The organism is Flavobacterium sp. CECT 9288 (genome assembly GCF_918731615.1).
GTDB lineage: Bacteria > Bacteroidota > Bacteroidia > Flavobacteriales > Flavobacteriaceae > Flavobacterium.
Window position 1 is genome coordinate 2,200,612 of sequence record NZ_OU957226.1, and the last position, 19,368, is coordinate 2,219,979.

Here is a 19,368-nt window from a genome sequence, read left to right on the forward strand (position 1 = left end):
CAAAACTAACTATTTTTGTAATGTGCAACAATAAAAACTCCATATATATGAAAACTTATACCCTTCCCTTGCAGAAACCTATGATGCTTTACTTGTTTGGATTCATAAGTATTATTTTTAGTTCGTGTGGCTCTTATCAAAACAGCTCTTATTATGATTCTGATGGGATTTACGGAGGCACAGTAAATAGACCTGAAAGAAGTACCCAAACAGCCGAAACTTCTTCAAGTCCCTACACTAGTTATTTTAATTCTTTACAAAATAACAATGAGCCTATCGAAATCTTAACAGATATTGACAATTATAACACTGACAATGACTCTATACAAACCTACACCAATTATGCTGGCTGGGGAAGTAATCCGCAAAGTGTAAGCATAAATGTTTACGATAACAGCTGGGGATTTAATAATTGGGGATGGAATAACGGTTTTGGATGGGGTGGAAATCCTGCTTGGGGATTGAATAACTTTGGTTGGAATAACTGGGGTTGGAACAATTGGGGATGGAATACTGGCTGGGGCTGGGGCGGATATCCTGGTTGGGGCTGGAATGCTGGTTTTGGCTGGGGTGGAAACATCGGTTTTGGTTGGAACAATTGGTACGGAAATAATTGGGGATATGCGCCTCATTACAATCCAAGAAACTACAGCTACAATGCAGGCAGAAGAGGATCTAGTTATGCTAATGCTTCAAACTCAAACAGAGGGGCATCCGGTTATAATAGAAATGGTAATACTGTAGGCGCTAGAAGAACTGACGGTAATTATTACAATTCTAACGGAACAAATTTTGGAAGAGGCTCTTCAAGCAGAATGAGTAGAACTAGCCCTGTTTTTTCTAGAAATCAATCTCAAGACAACGGAACTTACAATTCAAATCGTCGAGGATCATCAACACGTTCAGAAAATAGTTCTAATTCTCGTACCTACACTCCATCAAGAAGCGAATCTAACTCAAGATCATACACTCCAAGCTCTAATTCTGGATCTTCTAGAAGCAGTGGAAGCTATGGCGGTGGTGGTGGCGGAAGATCATCTGGCGGTGGCGGAAGAGGCGGAAGAGGTTAATATCCCTAAATTTGAACTACAAACATTATTTAAAAACGTATGAAAAAATATATTTGGTTACTCGCTATAGGACTTACAATAAATACATTGCAAGCACAAGAAGTATCTGATGCAGTACGCTATTCACAAGACAATTTAAACGGTACTGCAAGATTTAGAGCCATGAGTGGAGCCTTTGGCGCACTGGGCGGTGATTTATCATCTTTGAATGTAAATCCAGCAGGTTCTGCTATATTTGCTAACAATCAAATGGGTCTTACCTTAACAAACTTTAGCAACAAAAACAATTCAAATTATTTTGGGACCACTAATAGCACTAAGAACAACTCAATTGATTTAAACCAAGCTGGTGCGGTATTTGTTTTTGAAAATAACGCTAAATCAAACTGGTCAAAAGTCACCATTGGTATTAATTATGAAAACGCGAATAATTTTACTAACGATTTTTTCTCCTCTGGCACAAATAGAAACAATACCGTAGCTGATTATTTTTTATTTTATGCCAATAGAGGCAACAATGGAGCACCTGTCCCACAACAATTTGTAAACACAGAGCAAGGGGAATCAATCAGTGATTTATATTCTTTTTTAGGAAACAATCTTCCAAATAGTCAGTTTCCGGGATTAAGTGGATATGATGCTCAACAAGCTTTTTTAGGATATCAAGCTTTTATCATTGATGCCGTTAATGAAAATAATCCAAATTCACCTTTTTCTTCTAATGTACCAGCAGCCAATTATTTTCATCAAAACGCTGTTTTTAATACTGGCTATAACGGAAAACTAACTTTTAACATAGCAACTTCATATAAAGATAAGTTCTATTTTGGGTTGAATTTAAACTCGCATTTTACAGATTATATTAGATCTACAAGATTTACTGAAAGAAACGATGCTCCTGTAACCAATGATTTTAGAGTAAGCCAAATACAGTTTGACAATGACTTAAACACTTATGGAACTGGATTTTCATTTCAAATAGGTGCAATTGCAAAAGTAACCAAGGAACTGCGCTTTGGTTTAGCACATGAATCATCTACTTGGTATAGATTAACTGATGAGTTATCACAAAGTGTAGTAGCCATTAGCAGAAACAGTACCGAAACTTTACCCGCTGATGTTGTTAATCCAAATGTTATAAATGTATACCAACCGTATAAATTACAAACTCCTAGTAAAACAACCGTAAGTTTAGCGTATGTGTTTGGTAAAAAAGGATTAATCAGTGTTGATTATGCTATGAGAAACTTTAGCTCTACAGCATTCAAACCTAAAAACGATGCGTTTTTTATGGGACTTAACAACGCCATGAGCAATACTCTTGACAATACAGGAGAGGTACGTGTAGGCGGTGAATATAAAATCAAAGCTTTAAGTCTAAGAGCTGGTTATAGATACGAACAAAGCCCATACAAAAATACTGCTATAATGGGCGATTTAACGGGATATTCAGCAGGTTTAGGATATAATTTTGGATCTACAAAATTAGATTTGTCTTACGCCAATGCCACTCGTAACACCCAACAAGGTTTCTTTAACCAAGGGTTTACTGATGGAGCCAAAATAGCCAATATCAATAATAATGTGTCGTTAACATTATTATTTGAATTGTAATTTTAATTATCGAACATTACAAATCCGTCTCGTTATGTAAACAAGACGGATTTTTTTTGCCCTGATGGTCCCGAAGCGTCAGGAGAAATCCTCTCTATTTCAAAGAGATTACTTCACTTTGCATCCATTTTTCAGGAGTTAAGCGAACTTTGTTTGAATCATACAGCAGTAAATAGCTCCTAATAATTTGAAAACGGGTTGAAAAAAGTTCTGTTTGAATAAAAAATTGTAATTTTGCAAAATTCCCAAATTATCGGGATGCTACTACTATGAGAACGAAGTCTTTAAAAAAGAATAAAATAAATGTCATCACCCTTGGGTGTTCAAAAAATGTATATGATAGTGAAGTCCTTATGGGTCAGCTTCGCGCAAATGGAAAAGAGGTAACTCATGAAGCGCCCGAGGCTGAGGAAGGAAATATTATTGTCATTAATACATGTGGATTTATTGATAATGCCAAAGCTGAATCAGTAAACATGATTCTTGAATACGCTGATAAAAAAGAGAGAGGACTAGTAGACAAAGTGTTTGTAACCGGATGCTTATCTGAACGTTACAGACCTGATTTAGAAAAGGAAATCCCTAATGTGGATCAGTTTTTTGGAACAACTGAACTGCCTCAGCTATTGAAAGCTCTTGGCGCTGATTATAAGCATGAATTATTAGGTGAGCGATTAACAACAACACCTAAAAACTACGCTTATTTAAAAATTTCTGAAGGATGTGATAGACCATGTAGTTTTTGTGCAATACCACTTATGCGAGGAAAAAACGTCTCGCAAACTATAGAAAAATTAGTAAAAGAAGCGGAAGGTTTAGCTAAAGATGGCGTTAAAGAGCTGATATTGATAGCGCAAGACCTTACCTATTATGGTTTAGACTTGTACAAAAAAAGAGCATTAGGAGAATTGCTTGAAGCCCTGGTAAAAGTTGAGGGCATAGAATGGATCCGTTTGCATTATGCATTCCCAACGGGTTTCCCTATGGATGTTCTTGAAATCATGAAACGCGAACCAAAAATTTGTAATTACATTGATATTCCGTTGCAACATATTGCAGATTCTGTTTTAAAATCGATGCGTCGTGGAACTACACAACAAAAAACCACAAAATTATTAAAAGATTTCAGAGAAGCCGTTCCTGGAATAGCGATTCGTACAACTTTGATTGTAGGATACCCTGGAGAAACTCAAGAAGATTTTAATATTTTGAAAGAGTTTGTTCAAGAAATGAAATTTGACAGAATGGGATGCTTTGCTTACTCACATGAGGAAAACACACACGCCTATTTACTTGAAGATGACGTGCCAGATACGGTAAAACAAGATCGTGCCAACGAAATAATGGAATTACAGTCGCAAATTTCTTGGGATTTAAATCAAGAAAAAATTGGACAAACCTACCGTTGTATTATTGACAGAAAAGAAGGTGCGCACTTTATAGGTCGTACAGAATTTGATAGCCCTGATGTAGACAATGAAGTATTGATTGACGCCTCTAAACATTATGTAAAAACAGGTGAGTTTGTCATGATTAAGATTATTGATGCCACAGAATTTGACTTGTACGGAGAACCAATATAATATTTCTAATTGATTTTAATTCTTTCCACAAAATGAAGATGCAATCCTTTAATTCTTACCTATTAATAGGCCTTATTGTTTTTTTTGCCAATACATCTTTTGCACAATATGGGAATGGCGGGTACGGAAACGGCTATGGGAATGGTTACGGTGGTAATGGTAGAATGAACAACACAATGGATCAAAGCCGAGCTCCAGAAAAGCCAAAGGAAATTCCTGTTGAAGTAACTGTAGGCAAGGTAATGGAGCGTTTAAAACCTGAACTAGTTCTTGATGAGTTGCAAGCCATTGCAATTTCAAATATTTTAACAGAAAGTAGTAAAACACACGGAATGCTCATTAAGGCCCAAGTAAGTCATGAAGATAAAGTAAAAAACATAAAAGCACTATCTGAAACTACAGATAAAAAAATTTTGGAATTGCTTAATAAAGAGCAGAAAGAAAAATTTATACTCTTAAACGAGGAAGCAAAAAATCCTAAGAAAAAAGAGAAGAAAAAGTCTAAAGAACAATCTTAAAATAAAACAATTGAGCCAATTTATGAAAAACTTTTTTTACTTCTTTTGTTTAGCTGCACTAGCTGTTTCATGTGGTACCAACCCATATAAAAAAAGTGAAAAAATTTACGATTCTAAGCTAAAAACACTAGAAGGGACTATTGCTAATAAAGATCCTCAAACCTTACCTGCAATTGCTCATGTAACACTTAATATTGATACACTTTACACAAAACAATTACAAACTTACAAAGACACCCTTTTTAAAATGGGGCCTACGCCATTGCAAAATGGCATAAGTACAGAGTGGATAGGTACTGTTAATTTTAATTTAAGAAAACCTAACTTTATCATTATTCACCACACCGCGCAAGACTCTATTCAACAAACCATTAAAACATTTACAAAAACAGCAACACAGGTTAGCGCACATTATGTTGTAGGTGAAGATGGAAAAGTAATTCAAATGCTTAATGATTATTTAAGAGCATGGCATGCAGGAAATGGTTCATGGGGTAAAAATACCGATATAAATTCAAGCTCTATAGGTATTGAACTAGACAATAATGGATCTGAAGTTTTTACAGAACCGCAAATCAATAGTTTACTGGCTTTATTAACTAAATTAAAAAAAGATCATAATATCCCTACTCAAAATATCATTGGGCATGCAGACATTGCTCCTACTCGAAAAAAAGACCCTAGCATTTTTTTTCCTTGGAAAATTTTAGCCGAAAATGGTTTTGGAGTTTGGCCTGACGAATTTTTAGTTACAGCACCCGCTGATTTTAACCCTGAACTAGGATTGCGAATAATTGGGTATGATACCAAAAATTTAGTAGCAGCCGTTACCGCTTTTAAACTTCATTTCATGCAAAATGAGGTCAACGGAATTATAGATGAGCTGACTAAAAACACGATTTACTCTATTTACAAGAAGCAATAAGACACAAAGTATTTATTCTTGTGTTTACCAAAAAGAACTGCCAATACCTTGACGATATTGGCAGAAAAAAAAAAAAAAAAAAAAAAAAAAAATTAAAAGGAATACGTAGTAGCAAGTAATGCAAATGCTGTAATACCTTTTGGCGCTGCATCACTATTTGTAAAAATATCTTCGGAAGCTTTATCAAAACGAATTTCTGGAATTACCGTTAAATTACCCGATTTAAAATTTAACGACAATGTATTTCCTAAAACACTAGTACCAGCAAGAGAACCTAGACCAGGCGTTGCATCTTTGGCACCAAGATATTCAACTCTGTAAGCTAAAGTCAAATTTTCTTTGAGAACAATTGAGGCATAACCCAAAAGAGAAAACCATTTTCCATCTAGATTAGAATCGATATAATGATTTGTAAGCGCATAAGTACCATTAAAACCTAAAGAAAAAGTGTCACTTAATTTTTTAGTAGCCACAATATCAAATTGTGTTTTGTTTTCATCAGAAGATGGATTACTACTTCCCGAAGTAGCATTCAAATACAAACTTCCTGTATCTCCTAAATACGAGAGTTGACCAATGAAAGTTTTTTGAGAAGAACCTGCCTCCAAAGCAGTCTTAAAATCTGTTGGATTTGCGATTCCTGCCATGAAACTTAATTTCCCTGTTGTATATTGCGCTTTTATTCCAGTATTAAAAAAAGGACCATAGGTAAAAGCATACGACATACTGTAATTTTTATTATCTACAGCATCTAACAGCTCATATCCTATGTGAGTACCAAAACTACCCGCTGTTACTTTAAACTTATCTGAAAACTCATAAGTAAAATTTAACTGTTTAATCATAAATGAAGTAGCTTCATCATTATATGAAAATTGTGCTGCTCTATTACCAAAACCTAAATCAACAAAGACAGAAGCTTTACCCATTTTATGACTCGCTTCGATAGAAGCCATTCCAAGTTCAAAGGAGTTATGAGAATTTGTAAAACTAGTAAGACTATTATCAACACCAGAGAAATCATACTTAAAATAAGCGTCGGCTGATCCAGCAAACGTAGTAGCAGGAACGGTAGTTGTCTCTTGAGCTAAAACAGTACTCATTGAAACTAATAGAGCAATTGTTGCAAATTGTTTTTTCATGTTGGGTTGTTTTTTGTTAGTATTTTATAAAAATTAGATTAAAAAAAAAGGTAATTCACACCTCATATTAAAGCTTTATATGTCAAAGGATATATTTTATAAAATACCTGCATAATCCACTTTATGAGGACGAATTTAATGTCTTTTATATTACAAAAAAGAGAATTACTAACATTTATACTCTGAAAATGAAAGAATTATGAATATGGAAATAACAGCTTGATTAACTAATTTTTTAGCATTTAAAATTGAATATTATTTTTATTTAATAATTTTAATTTTCACAATACCCCCTATTTATTTTGGCTTATTTTAAAAATAAACATTAATATTTTATATTTTTTACTATTTAAAAACAAATAAAACAAAAATACCCTGTAAAATATAGGGGCTGTCGATTTTAAATATTTTTTATCCAAAAATAAAAAACATTAAATTCAAAGTATTTACATTTGGCTTTACAAACATGTATTTATTTTAAGAAAATTTTAAAATAATTACAATCTTGTTTTCGTAATTTTAATATATGAGAAAATAAGTAGATTATTTTTTTTCTATTCTAATGTGGATTATTTCCGTAAATGTATTCATAGGTAACTCTTCTGAATTTTACAAAAGAGAAAAACAAAAAAGCCCTATTGAAAACATTGAAAAGAATCAGGAAGAATCTGTAATTGAAGATTACTTTTTGAAGTTTTGTTATACAACAAAAGAGTTTTTTGTTGTACTATTTTTTGAAATTGTCAGCACCAAAAATCCTAGTGTACAAAACCCTTTTCATTTTCAGGAAAAAAATATTGATATTATTTCTCCTCCTCCTGAAATACATAAATGATAAAAAAAATAAAGCAATTCTAACCAATTTAAATGAAAATAAAAAAATGAAAAATATTATAGTCCTTGGTATCTTTTTATTAAGCGTTACTATTCACGCTCAAACTCATGAACTCATAAAACATGACGGTCAAAAAATTGATGTTAATTTTATTAAAGTGGCCAATGATCAAGTTTTTTACAATAGTCAAGTAAATCAAGAAGAAAAAAGTATAAGTCAATTTGCAGTTGCTCAATTGATAGAAAAATCAAATTCTGATTCCAAAACGGTTTCAAACAAAATTATCATTTCAAGTAAAAAAGATTATGATAAAGTTGTTATTTTAGAACCTTATCAAACACAAGGCCTAAAAGAAGTAGGTATAACGAGTAGTTTTCTTGGTAAAACCAAGGGAGAAACTGACAAAGAATTTCAAGATCAAGTAGAAAGAAGATTAAAACAGCTTGCAGCAGAAAAAGGATACCCGTTCATTGTTATTGTTTCTAAGGAAACAAAAAACTTGAAAGCAAAGATGTATTCTTATTAGCTTTTAGTCCCATTTAAAACAAAACACAATCAAGGCTATATTGTCCATTCAATTTAGATTCTTGATTGTGTTTTTTGTTTCACTTAACATGGATTAACCAATAATAATAGATTTACTATTCATAAATTCAGAAAGTGTAATTATTATAAATTCAATTACATAGCATTATATTTTATACTCCAAAAAGACACTCTTGGATCAGACTTGAATAATGATTTTATAAACATTGCCCAACTATTATTTTTTCATCATTAATAACTTTCAAGCTATCTATTATCTAAATTGATGCTGCTAAACCATCATCTTTCTACTTACTTTTAAAAAGTATCCAACTTGTTATCTATTTTAATAGCTCAAGAAAAAGCTCCAAAAATTAACTTTTCACTCCAGTAGCCGCAACAACAGTTCCTTTTATTGTTAAAACTTTTACAGTCGTTTCAATATTTGTAGTTACCGATACCGTTTTTGTAAATCCCCCTGGATAAGCCGCATTATAGGTAGTTGTAACGGTTCCTGATTTTCCTGGAGCAATTGGAGTTTTGGTATAATCTGTTGCCGTACATCCGCAAGAACCTTGCACATTGGTAATGATTACAGCTTTTTTTCCAGTGTTTTTGAATTCAAAAACAATTGGTTTTGGAGTGTTTTGAGGAATGGAACCCACATCTATGCTTTCGCTTTTCCATACAATTGAAGAAGCTGCAATAGCTACTTTTGAAACTATTGCTTTTACAGGTTCGATGGCCGAAAATGACATTAATCCTAGAGTTAATGCCAACATTGAAATTTTAATCATTTTCATAATAAATTAGTTTTATTGGTTACTGTTTTTTAAAAATCCAAAAGTAGATTAGAAAAACAGACACTCTTGTTAAGCGGTATTCAATCTTTGTTAACGACTTGTTAATGCCAAAAAGTCAAGCAAATTTTGATTAATATTACACAATGAAACTGACCAAACTCAATAGCAGCATCTTAATCGGGTTAATCGCCATTATAGGAATCCTTGTAGCACAATTGCTTTGGACGAAAGAAGCCTTCAGTGTTGAGGAAAAAAAATTCAGTCAAAGAGCACATGTTGCCTTACTGGAAGTTGCCAAAAAATTGTATCAAGGAACCAATCAAGAACTTCCAGGTAAAAATCCAGTGCAGAAAATCTCCAATGATTATTATATTGTGAATATTGATAATGATTTTGAACCCGAAATTTTAGAGTTTTATCTCATATCCGAGTTCAAGAAAATGAACATCACCACCGATTTTGAATATGCCATGTACAATTGCCAAAGCGACGAAATGGTCTATGGCAACTACATTTCGCTATCCGAAAAGAAACGGACCAAACATTCTGTAGGTTTCCCCAAACATAAAAATTTAGTTTATTATTTTGCCATTCGGTTTCCCAATGAAACGAGTTATTTGTTCAGTTCCTTACGGTTTTGGTTTGTGCTTTCGATTGCTTTAATTGTCATTTTACTGGTTTATGTCTATTCTATTTTTACGCTTTTACAGCAAAAGAAATACTCTGACTTGCAACGTGATTTCATCAATAATATGACACACGAATTCAAAACACCGCTGTCCTCCATATTAATTGCCTCCAATTACCTCATCAAACAAAATCCAATTCTGCAAGATGAAAAACTGGAAAAATACACGCACATTATTATTGACCAAAGCAACAAGCTGAATCAACATATCGAGAAAATTCTAAGCGTTGCAAAATCAGATAATGCTCCTTTGGTATTGGATAAAAAAACGCTGAATGTCTTGCCAATTTTAAAAGCTGTAATTGAAAACAGTACCCTAAAACATCCCGAAACCCAAATTAAAATTAAAACCGATTTAGCAACCGTAACCATTGAAGCGGACGAATTTCACTTTACCAATTTGGTTTACAACTTGCTAGATAATGCGATAAAATATAGCGAAAACAAACCCGAAATTTGTATCGCTATTGCAAAAGTTGGAAAGTATCTACAATTCGATTTTACAGATAACGGCATTGGAATTGATTCCAAAAACATTCCCTTTGTATTTGATAAATTTTATAGAATTCCGAGTCATAAAAGCAATGAAGTCACCGGTTTTGGATTGGGATTGTACTATGCCAAGAAAGTATGCGACCTCCACCACTGGAAAATAACCGTAAAATGCAATCCAAAAAAAGGCTGTACTTTTTCATTATTAATTCCTCAAAACTAAATGAGTACTGTTCGAATATTGTATACCGAAGACGATGCCACCTTAGCATTCCTAACCAAAGACAACTTGGAGCAAAACCGCTATGAAGTAACACATTGCGAAGACGGAAAATCAGGTTTTGAAGCATTCAAAAAAGGAAGTTTTGACATTTGTATTCTAGATATAATGATGCCAAAAATGGATGGATTTGAACTGGCCACCGAAATCAGGAAACTCGATGTTGATGTTCCCATTATTTTCCTGTCGGCCAAAACCTTAAAAGAAGACCGCCTCAAAGGACTTCGATTGGGTGCCGATGATTATCTCGTGAAGCCTTTTAGCATAGAAGAATTACTCCTCAAAATTGAAATATTTCTAAGACGTTCCCGCAAAAACAATTTGGTTGAAAAATCAATCTACGAAATTGGGAAATACCAATTTGACACCAAAAATTTCATCCTTTTTAATGAAACCGAAAAAATACCACTCACCCAGCGCGAAGCCGATCTCTTAAAATTATTCCTCGACAATAAAAACGTGGTGCTAAAACGGGAACAAATTCTAACCTCTCTTTGGGGTGACGATGATTATTTCATGGGACGCAGTCTCGATGTTTTCATTTCCCGCTTGCGCAAAATTTTGGCAAACGAAAAAGGAATAGCCATTGAGAATTTACACGGGATAGGGTTTCGGTTTAAAGCGGAGTAAAGCTATAAAAAAAGAAGAATTTCAACAGTTCATTTTCCTCAAAACTATAGCCAACGGTTTCAACCTATGGAGGCGATATAATTCATCCAGAGTTGAAAAACAACTACATTAATACGTTGCACACTTCTGAAAACGTGGGCTATAGTAAAATACTGGTAAAGCTTTTCCTTTTCTAAAAACAATAATTGTTTCAAGTATTTCATGGAAAAACAATTATTTTGAATGCTTTTTGTGGAAAAAAAAATAATTGCTGCGGTAAAATCTATAAATCGAGTGCTTTTTACAGTAAAACTGAAAGTCAATAAATCAAAAAGAGGCCACAATTAATTGAAAGAGTAACTTTTGAAAGAATAAGTCCAAAAAAAACCACCATTTCTGGTGGTTAATACTTTTTTAATTTATTGAAAATTACAAAGGAATATTTCCGTGTTTTCTTACTGGCGTAACACTTACCTTATTTTCAAGCATGCTATATGATTTTATCAATTTGCGTCTGGTATCTTGTGGAAGAATCACTTCGTCAATAAAACCTCGTTGTGCAGCTGTGTATGGATTTGCAAATAAATCTGCGTATTCTGCTTCTTTTTCTAACAGTTTGGCTTCTTGATCATCAGCTTCATTGATTTCCTTTTTGAAAATAATTTCCGAAGCTCCTTTTGCTCCCATAACAGCAATTTCGGCAGTTGGCCAAGCAAAATTCATATCGGCTCCTATATGCTTAGAATTCATCACATCATAGGCACCTCCATAAGCTTTTCTAGTAATAACAGTAACTTTTGGAACCGTAGCTTCACTTAATGCATAGAGTAATTTTGCACCATGAACTATAATTCCGTTCCACTCTTGATCAGTTCCTGGTAAAAATCCAGGCACATCAACAAGTACTAAAAGCGGAATATTAAATGCATCACAAAAACGAGTAAAACGCGCTGCTTTTTTAGAACTATTCACATCCAGACAGCCTGCAAGAACCATAGGTTGATTTGCAATAATACCTATACTACGACCCGCTAACCTAGCAAATCCTACAATTATATTTTCGGCATAATTTTTATGAATCTCAAAAAAAGAATCCTCATCTATAATTTCACTTATAACCGAGTGCATATCATACGGTTTATTAGGATTATCAGGAAGTATTGAGGTCAATTTATCTCGATATTCGTCATTAAGTGTATAAGGCAAATCAGCTGCTTTTTCTTTATTACACTGCGGCAAATAGCTTAATAATTGTTTCAAATCATCTAAACACGCCACATCATTTGTTGATGTAATATGAGCCACACCAGATTTGGTTGAATGTGAACTTGCACCTCCCAATTCCTCTGAAGTTACCGTTTCATTTGTCACAGTTTTAACCACATTAGGCCCTGTAACAAACATGTAACTGGTATCTTCAACCATCATCGTAAAGTCGGTCATCGCAGGCGAGTATACCGCTCCACCAGCACAAGGGCCCATAATAGCTGATATTTGAGGAATCACACCACTTGCTTGTACGTTTCTATAAAAAATATCGGCATATCCACCTAATGATCTCACTCCTTCTTGTATACGCGCACCTCCTGAATCATTTAGTCCTATCATAGGCGCACCCATTTTAACAGCCATGTCCATTACTTTGCATATTTTTTCGGCATGAGTTTCAGACAATGAACCTCCAAAAACCGTAAAATCTTGAGCAAAAACATATACTAATCTTTCATTAATGGTTCCGTAGCCTGTAATAACTCCATCCCCATAATACTGTTCTTTTTCCATTCCGAAATCATTGGTACGATGTGTTACTAACATTCCTATTTCTTCAAAAGAATTTTCATCCAGCAAATACTCTATTCGCTCTCTTGCCGTAAGCTTTTTATTAGAATGTTGTTTTGCAATTCTATTTTTACCTCCACCCAAATGAGCTTCGGCAATTTTTTCGTTTAATATATTTATTTTGTCTTTCATGTTTTTCTTTTTTTAAACGCTAATTTTATTAAAGACCCCAGAATAATTGAGCACCCTTAAAAAAAGGCTTGACTAAGCTATTTCTAAATAATGGATAAAAAATAGTTTAATTCAACAAGCGTATGATTTTCTGGTCTTCAAAATAGTGCTTTAGAGCTACCATAGCAGCAATTTTAGCTTCTTGTTCCATTTGTTGTTTCAAAACTTCAGTATTGTAATATTTCTTAACAAAATGAGTATCAAAATTCCCAGAACGAAAAGCCTCATGTTCAAAAACAAATTTTCCGAAAGCTAAGGTCGTTTGAACACCCTCAACATGATAGTTTTCAATAGCCTTGATCATAATTTGAATTGCCTCTTCACGAGTTTCACCAAAAGCAATTAATTTAGCCAACATTGGATCGTAATAAATAGGAATATCCATACCTTGTTCAAAACCATTATCCACACGAACACCTTCGCCAACAGACAGTTGATACACATCCAGATGCCCTACACTTGGTAGAAAATCATTCATAGGGTCTTCGGCATAGACACGCAACTCTACGGCATGACCCTTTATTTTAAGATCTTCTTGTTTCATGGCTAATGCTTCGCCCCTCGCAACTCTTATTTGTAATTCTACAAGATCTGTTCCCGTTATAATCTCGGTCACAGGGTGTTCTACTTGCAAGCGCGTGTTCATTTCGAGAAAATAAAAATTGTTATTTTCATCCAATAAAAATTCGACAGTTCCCGCACCTAGGTAATCGCAAGACTTTGCGACTAATACGGCAGCTTCACCCATTTTTTGTCGCAATTCAGGACTTAAAACTGAGGAAGGAGCCTCTTCGATTACTTTTTGATGGCGGCGTTGAATACTACATTCTCTTTCAAACAAATACAACACATTACCATGACTGTCAGCCATTACTTGAATTTCAATATGTCTAGGAGAACCCACGTATTTCTCAATAAATACAGATCCGTCACCAAAAGCAGCAATTGCTTCACTGATAGCGCGATCCATTTGAGATTCAAAATCAGCTTCGCTTTCTACCACACGCATTCCTTTTCCTCCGCCTCCAGCAGATGCTTTAATTAGAATTGGAAAACCAACTTCCTTTGCTATTAATTTTGCTTTTTCAACATCAGTAATAGCCTCGTCAAAACCAGGAACCATAGGAATATTGTACTGTTTTACAGCCTCTTTAGCTGCTAGTTTACTTCCCATAATTTTTATGGCTCTAGATTTTGGACCAATAAAAATAATGTTGTTTTTTTCGCACTCTTCGGCAAAATCAGCATTTTCACTTAAAAATCCATAGCCAGGATGAATAGCATCTACATTTAAGTTTTTGGCAACTTCAATTATTTTATTTCCAAGCAAATACGACTCACTTGAAGGTGCTTCTCCTATACAAACCGCTTCGTCAGCAAATTTCACATGTGGCGCATTTCTATCAACTGTAGAAAAAACCGCCACTGTTTTAATCCCCATCTTTTGAGCGGTTTTCATCACTCGAATAGCAATTTCACCTCTATTAGCAACTAATATTTTTTTCATTTTTATATCTTTTAAACCGCAGATTCGCAAATTTTACTTTCTTAAAATGTATTGCATTGAGTAATGCAACCTTGTAATTTCAATTTGCAAACTAGCCGTATTTTATTATTCAAATTCAATTAACAACTGACCTTTATCTACAGCATCACCTGTTTGCACAGAAATACTTTTAATAACACCTTCGCGTGGTGAAAGAAAGCTATTTTCCATTTTCATGGCACCCAGAATAATCAAGTTGTCATTTTCTTTCACTGTTTGGCCTACAACTACATTGATTTCTAAAATCAAACCAGGCATAGGCGCCTTGATAAAATTAACTTGTTTTGAAAGTCCTGTTTCAAAACCCATTTCTTTTATCAAACTATCCAGCGGGCTAGAAATTGCAACAGTATAGGTGTTGCTATTTACCTTTACGGTATATTTTTTTTGATGAAAATCAGCAGATAGAATTTCTGCTTTAAAGGCTACATTTTCATGAAGAATATGAAAATTTTTTTTTTCGATACTTACAGCATCAACTTTTGCAACGCGCTCGCTATCCAAATCAAAATGAAAAGTGTCGTTTACAGTAACTTTATAATCAATACTCATTTGCTTCTTATTTTAGTGTTGTAAAAATAAGTAAAAGAAAACGTTTTCGTAATCGAAAAATAAAAGTTTTATGCTAATTAGATATAGTTTATTGAAAAAAACTTAAAGTACTAACAACTTATATTCTCTTAATGTTTTAATAGGCTTTGAGTACCAAAACAATTCAAAATCTTCCAGACTTAGTTCAAAATCTGCTTTTAATTCCTGAAAAGTATAATTTTTAACATTCAAAACGGAGATTTTCTCCAAAGTTGTCACCAACCATTCACCCTCGTTTTTATTGGTAAGAATACTATAAGGCTCTTTTTTATCATGAAAAGTAAGTGTAGTCATTTCCCATGAATTTCCTTTCTTAGTTTTAGTAAAATGATCCACTAACGGCTTTCCTCCTAGCCAAACAATTTTGGCAGTTGGTTTTATATTGAAAGTTTCTTCATCTTCTAAAGCATTAACAATAAAATCAGATTGAATTTTTGTTTTTGGAATCTTAAATTCAAACCAATCCTGAAGATTGTATTCAAAACAAATTCCGTGCATGTAATTGTAAAGTGATTTTTTAAGTCCAAAACTAAACTTGTCGTGATTTATTCCAGTAGCATCGGTATAATCAATATCATTGTTAGCAAATGTCCCTATGCTTTCTGTGTTTTTTTTAACTCCAAATTGCTCCGGGTACAAACCTACAGGACTGTGTGCTGTCATGGCAAACTGATGCCAAAATCCCGATTGTAAAATACCTAATTCAAATAATTGACGCACCATTTCTAAGCTATCAATAGTTTCCTGAATGGTTTGAGTAGGGTAACCATACATTAAATAGGCGTGCACCATGACACCGGCTTGGGTGAAATTTCGGGTTACTCGAGCCACTTGTTCAACCGTTACGCCTTTGTCTATTAATTTTAATAATCTATCTGAGGCTACTTCTAGACCACCAGATACCGCAATACAACCAGAGGCTTTGAGTAGCAAACATAAATCCTCAGTAAAACTCTTTTCAAATCGAATATTAGTCCACCAAGTGACCGCTAATTTTCGACGCAAGATTTCCAAAGCTAAGGCTCGCATTAAAGCTGGCGGAGCTGCTTCGTCAACGAAATGAAAACCTGTTTCCCCTGTTTGGGCTATCATTTCCTCCATTCGATCACATAATAAATTAGCAGCAACGGGTTCGTAAATTTTGATATAATCTAATGAAATATCACAAAACGTACATTTTCCCCAATAACATCCGTGCGCCATGGTCAGTTTATTCCAGCGACCATCACTCCACATACGGTGCATGGGATTCACAATTTCAATAACCGAAATGTATTTATCCAAAAGTAAATCTGAATAATCAGGTGTGCCTACTTGTGATTGCTTGTAATCAGGTTTTGTAGAATTGTTTTTATAAACTACTTTTCCGTTTTCTAATAAAAAAGTTCGTTTGTAGGTATTGTAATTTGGATTTTCAATAGAATGAATTAACTCGTCAATTGGCATTTCTCCATCATCCAAAGTAATAAAATCAAAAAATTCAAAAACACGCGCATCCGAGAGTGAACGTAATTCCGTATTTGGAAAACCACCACCCATTGAAATTTTAATATTGGGATAATTATTTTTCACCCATTGCGCAGATCGGAACGCAGCATATAAATTCCCAGGAAACGGTACCGAAATCAGGAATAAGGTAGGTTGAATAGCTTCGATTCGCTCTTTTAGAATCGAAAGCAAGATTCCGTCAATATAAGTTGGCTCACCTTGTAAAGCTTCGTACAGCTCGTCAAATGAACTTGCACTTCGACCCAAACGTTCCGCATAGCGGCTGAAGCCAAAATTAGCATCAACACATTCCACAATAAAATCCGAAATATCTTCGAGATACAAGGTGGCTAGATGTTTTGCTTTATCTTGTGTTCCCATTGTTCCAAAAGCCCAATCGAGTTCTTCTAACTGTGTAAATCGTGACGCCTCTGGCAGAAAATCTTCTTGACAAATTTGAAGCGCTAATGTTGGATTTTTTCCTTGTAAAAAAGAAATAACAGGATTAATTGTTTTAAGATATTCTTCTTGCAAAGCATAAATTCGCTTAGAATTATCTGAGATCTCTCCAGCTTTAAACTTTTGACTTCCTACCTGAAACAAACTTTGCAAACCTTCTTTGGAAAACAATTTCAAAATCACTTCAATCCCTAAATCAGCCTGCACAGATTCAATACCTTTCGTATTCAAAAACCCTTTGATATAAGCTGTTGCAGGATACGGAGTATTCAATTGCGTAAATGGCGGAGTGATTAGGAAAAGTTTTGTTTTCAAAGGAATTTATTTAATTTTTAAAACCGTTTTTACAGACAATCCAAAACCGCTTTCTTCTCGAAAATTTTCACATTTTTCGTGAGAAATAGTAGACGTTGGTCTAGCTAAATTAGAAACAATTGCATACTTTTTAACGAAAACTAAATTAGGATGATATTTTTGAAATTGAAAAATAGTAGACTTAATTTGCCCTATACAATCTTCTACACTTTTATGGTGACTTTCAGCTAATTCAACGAATGTAATATTATTATCGTAAATCAACATTCCATCGCAAATACTTTCTTTGTCTTTACTATTTTCTTTGTGAATTTTAACGCAATTATCGATAGGGTAAAAATTAATTGATTTTCCTGTAGAATTTAACACTCGAAGCATACTCGCTTTTTCAGCATCAAAGACTAAGTAGGCAGGAATATCATTATGAAGTTCATCGTGAATACCAAATTCATTAACTTTTGTAGTTTCAAATTCACAATTTGTTTTAAAAAAATTTATTTCCTGCATTCTTCTTCTATGTCAAGTAGTTCATTAAATAAATCATTAGTATCTTCTAAACTATTATTCAAGAAATTATTATCTAAAATCAATCCTCTTTCAGATTTTATAGAAATAACTTTCCCTTTATCGTCAATTTGATAAATTCCAGTCAAATCAGGATTTACAGAAGACTTCACGGGTACAATCAACTCTATTTTTTCTAATAAATCTGTATTTCCCTTTACTTTCTCTTTTATTTTGAACGCTTTCATTGCAAGAGTTGTATAAGCAATAATATAAGGACTGTGAGTAGTCAAAATAAGATGATTATCTTCTTTATCATTATTAAATTCAAAAGACTTAAATAGAATGTTTTTTTGGCTTTCAGGAAATAAATTTTGTTCAATTTCTTCGATAATCGAAAATAAGTTTTGTGGTAAAAATTTCTTATGCAAGTTATCCATAGCAATTTGAAATTCCTCTTGAGATAAACTCGGATTTGACGCTAGATTTGATTCCATAGAGCGCAATGCTTCTCTTTCGGCAAAACTTAAATTATCTATACTGTTTGTCTTTAGATTATTTATAAAGTACTTTAAATAGTACAAGACAAGCATCATGGGTACTACAGATTGTATTCCACTCGAAGCCTCTGAAAGCTTTAAATCATTAAATCCTTCTCCTGAAATAGATGAAATTTTATTTGATTTATTATATTCAAATTTTATGTCATTAATATGAATTGAAATTGGTCGTGACAAACTCCGACACGCTTTTGTATATTCTTCAAGAGTCCAGCTTAACGATTTTGGTAGACCCTTCACATTCTCTAGCTCTTCTAAAACACTTAAGAAATTTCGTTCAGCAGGAATATAAGTTATTTTAGGAATTTCATAATTATCAACCTCCTTTATATTTACTTCTACCGAACCAGTATCATATTTAAAATGAATATATTTCCCACTATATTCAATATAAGAATCTGGCTTAAAATAATTTTGAATAGATTGCCATTTACACCATTCTGTTATAAAGGCATCGTCTTTAACAACATTATCAATAGAAATAGTTCTCTTTGCCAATGCCTTCTCAATCCAAGTCAAAGTAGATATTAATTTAACAATACTACTTTTACCACTACCTTGCCCTCCTATAAAAATCATCAATTTATCGATTGGCAAGAAACCATCATTATCAATAAACCCTTCTTTTATTGGTCCAAAATTTTTAATCTTAATTGATGACATTATTCTATGTTTTGTATTTAGCAAATGTATGCTTTTTAGCTTGAAATCGAAATCTAAAATTAGTATTCAAAAAGCCGTTGATATAAGCCGTTGATATAAGCCGTTGACGGATAGGGAGTATTCAATTGCGTAAAAGGCGGCGTGATTA

General features: G+C 33.6%; 16 protein-coding genes. 8 read left to right on the forward strand and 8 right to left on the reverse strand.

Annotated elements, in window-relative coordinates; translation table 11 throughout:
- Nucleotides 1-47: 47 nt before the first annotated feature.
- The 5 genes from LQ189_RS09705 to LQ189_RS09725 all read left to right on the forward strand — a co-directional run bounded on the left by LQ189_RS09705 (nt 48) and on the right by LQ189_RS09725 (nt 5,710).
- Nucleotides 48-1,070, forward strand: a complete 1,023-nt coding sequence (locus LQ189_RS09705) for a hypothetical protein (RefSeq protein ID WP_230156243.1) — start codon at nt 48-50, stop codon at nt 1,068-1,070.
- A gap of 39 nt (nt 1,071-1,109) precedes the next feature.
- Nucleotides 1,110-2,684, forward strand: a complete 1,575-nt coding sequence (locus LQ189_RS09710) for an OmpP1/FadL family transporter (RefSeq protein ID WP_230156245.1) — start codon at nt 1,110-1,112, stop codon at nt 2,682-2,684.
- Nucleotides 2,685-2,953: 269 nt separating this feature from the next.
- Nucleotides 2,954-4,267: a 30S ribosomal protein S12 methylthiotransferase RimO gene (gene rimO / locus LQ189_RS09715; RefSeq protein ID WP_230156247.1), complete on the forward strand. Its 1,314-nt coding sequence runs from the start codon at nt 2,954-2,956 to the stop codon at nt 4,265-4,267.
- A gap of 38 nt (nt 4,268-4,305) precedes the next feature.
- On the forward strand, nt 4,306-4,785 hold the full coding sequence (locus tag LQ189_RS09720) for a hypothetical protein (protein ID WP_230156249.1): 480 nt from the start codon (nt 4,306-4,308) through the stop codon (nt 4,783-4,785).
- A 22-nt stretch (nt 4,786-4,807) separates the two neighbouring features.
- Nucleotides 4,808-5,710: an N-acetylmuramoyl-L-alanine amidase gene (locus LQ189_RS09725; RefSeq protein WP_230156251.1), complete on the forward strand. Its 903-nt coding sequence runs from the start codon at nt 4,808-4,810 to the stop codon at nt 5,708-5,710.
- A gap of 92 nt (nt 5,711-5,802) precedes the next feature.
- Here LQ189_RS09725 and LQ189_RS09730 read toward each other — a convergent pair whose 3' ends face one another.
- Nucleotides 5,803-6,852 carry a porin gene (locus LQ189_RS09730; RefSeq protein ID WP_230156258.1) on the reverse strand — a complete coding sequence of 350 codons (1,050 nt, stop codon included), beginning with the start codon at nt 6,850-6,852 and terminating at the stop codon, nt 5,803-5,805.
- An 881-nt stretch (nt 6,853-7,733) separates the two neighbouring features.
- Here LQ189_RS09730 and LQ189_RS09735 point away from each other — a divergent pair.
- Complete coding sequence (locus LQ189_RS09735; protein WP_086454376.1) at nt 7,734-8,213, forward strand: hypothetical protein; 480 nt, start codon at nt 7,734-7,736, stop codon at nt 8,211-8,213.
- A 373-nt stretch (nt 8,214-8,586) separates the two neighbouring features.
- Here the strand turns inward: LQ189_RS09735 and LQ189_RS09740 are convergent, their stop codons facing one another.
- Entirely contained in the window at nt 8,587-9,015 is a 429-nt protein-coding gene (locus LQ189_RS09740; RefSeq protein ID WP_230156261.1) for a DUF1573 domain-containing protein, read from the reverse strand.
- Between the two features lie 143 nt (nt 9,016-9,158).
- On the opposite strand from LQ189_RS09740, the gene LQ189_RS09745 reads away from it, so the two are divergent.
- The gene (locus tag LQ189_RS09745) at nt 9,159-10,418 is read left to right on the forward strand and encodes a sensor histidine kinase KdpD (RefSeq protein WP_230156262.1); all 1,260 of its coding nucleotides are present in this window, start codon (nt 9,159-9,161) and stop codon (nt 10,416-10,418) included.
- Entirely contained in the window at nt 10,419-11,105 is a 687-nt protein-coding gene (locus LQ189_RS09750) for a response regulator transcription factor (protein WP_158728878.1), read from the forward strand.
- Nucleotides 11,106-11,513: 408 nt separating this feature from the next.
- Here the strand turns inward: LQ189_RS09750 and LQ189_RS09755 are convergent, their stop codons facing one another.
- The 6 genes from LQ189_RS09755 to LQ189_RS09780 form a co-directional block, all read right to left on the reverse strand.
- Nucleotides 11,514-13,055, reverse strand: coding sequence for an acyl-CoA carboxylase subunit beta (locus tag LQ189_RS09755; RefSeq protein WP_230156264.1), 1,542 nt, complete (start codon nt 13,053-13,055; stop codon nt 11,514-11,516).
- A 106-nt stretch (nt 13,056-13,161) separates the two neighbouring features.
- The gene (accC, locus tag LQ189_RS09760) at nt 13,162-14,601 is read right to left on the reverse strand and encodes an acetyl-CoA carboxylase biotin carboxylase subunit (RefSeq protein WP_230156266.1); all 1,440 of its coding nucleotides are present in this window, start codon (nt 14,599-14,601) and stop codon (nt 13,162-13,164) included.
- Between the two features lie 105 nt (nt 14,602-14,706).
- Nucleotides 14,707-15,192, reverse strand: a complete 486-nt coding sequence (locus LQ189_RS09765; protein ID WP_230156268.1) for an acetyl-CoA carboxylase biotin carboxyl carrier protein subunit — start codon at nt 15,190-15,192, stop codon at nt 14,707-14,709.
- A 102-nt stretch (nt 15,193-15,294) separates the two neighbouring features.
- Nucleotides 15,295-17,493, reverse strand: a complete 2,199-nt coding sequence (locus tag LQ189_RS09770) for a radical SAM protein (RefSeq protein WP_230156270.1) — start codon at nt 17,491-17,493, stop codon at nt 15,295-15,297.
- A gap of 6 nt (nt 17,494-17,499) precedes the next feature.
- Nucleotides 17,500-18,000, reverse strand: a complete 501-nt coding sequence (locus LQ189_RS09775; protein ID WP_230156272.1) for a hypothetical protein — start codon at nt 17,998-18,000, stop codon at nt 17,500-17,502.
- Nucleotides 17,988-19,220, reverse strand: a complete 1,233-nt coding sequence (locus LQ189_RS09780; RefSeq protein ID WP_230156273.1) for an AAA family ATPase — start codon at nt 19,218-19,220, stop codon at nt 17,988-17,990. Before LQ189_RS09780 ends, LQ189_RS09775 begins: the two co-directional genes overlap by 13 nt.
- Between the last annotated feature and the right edge of the window lie 148 nt (nt 19,221-19,368).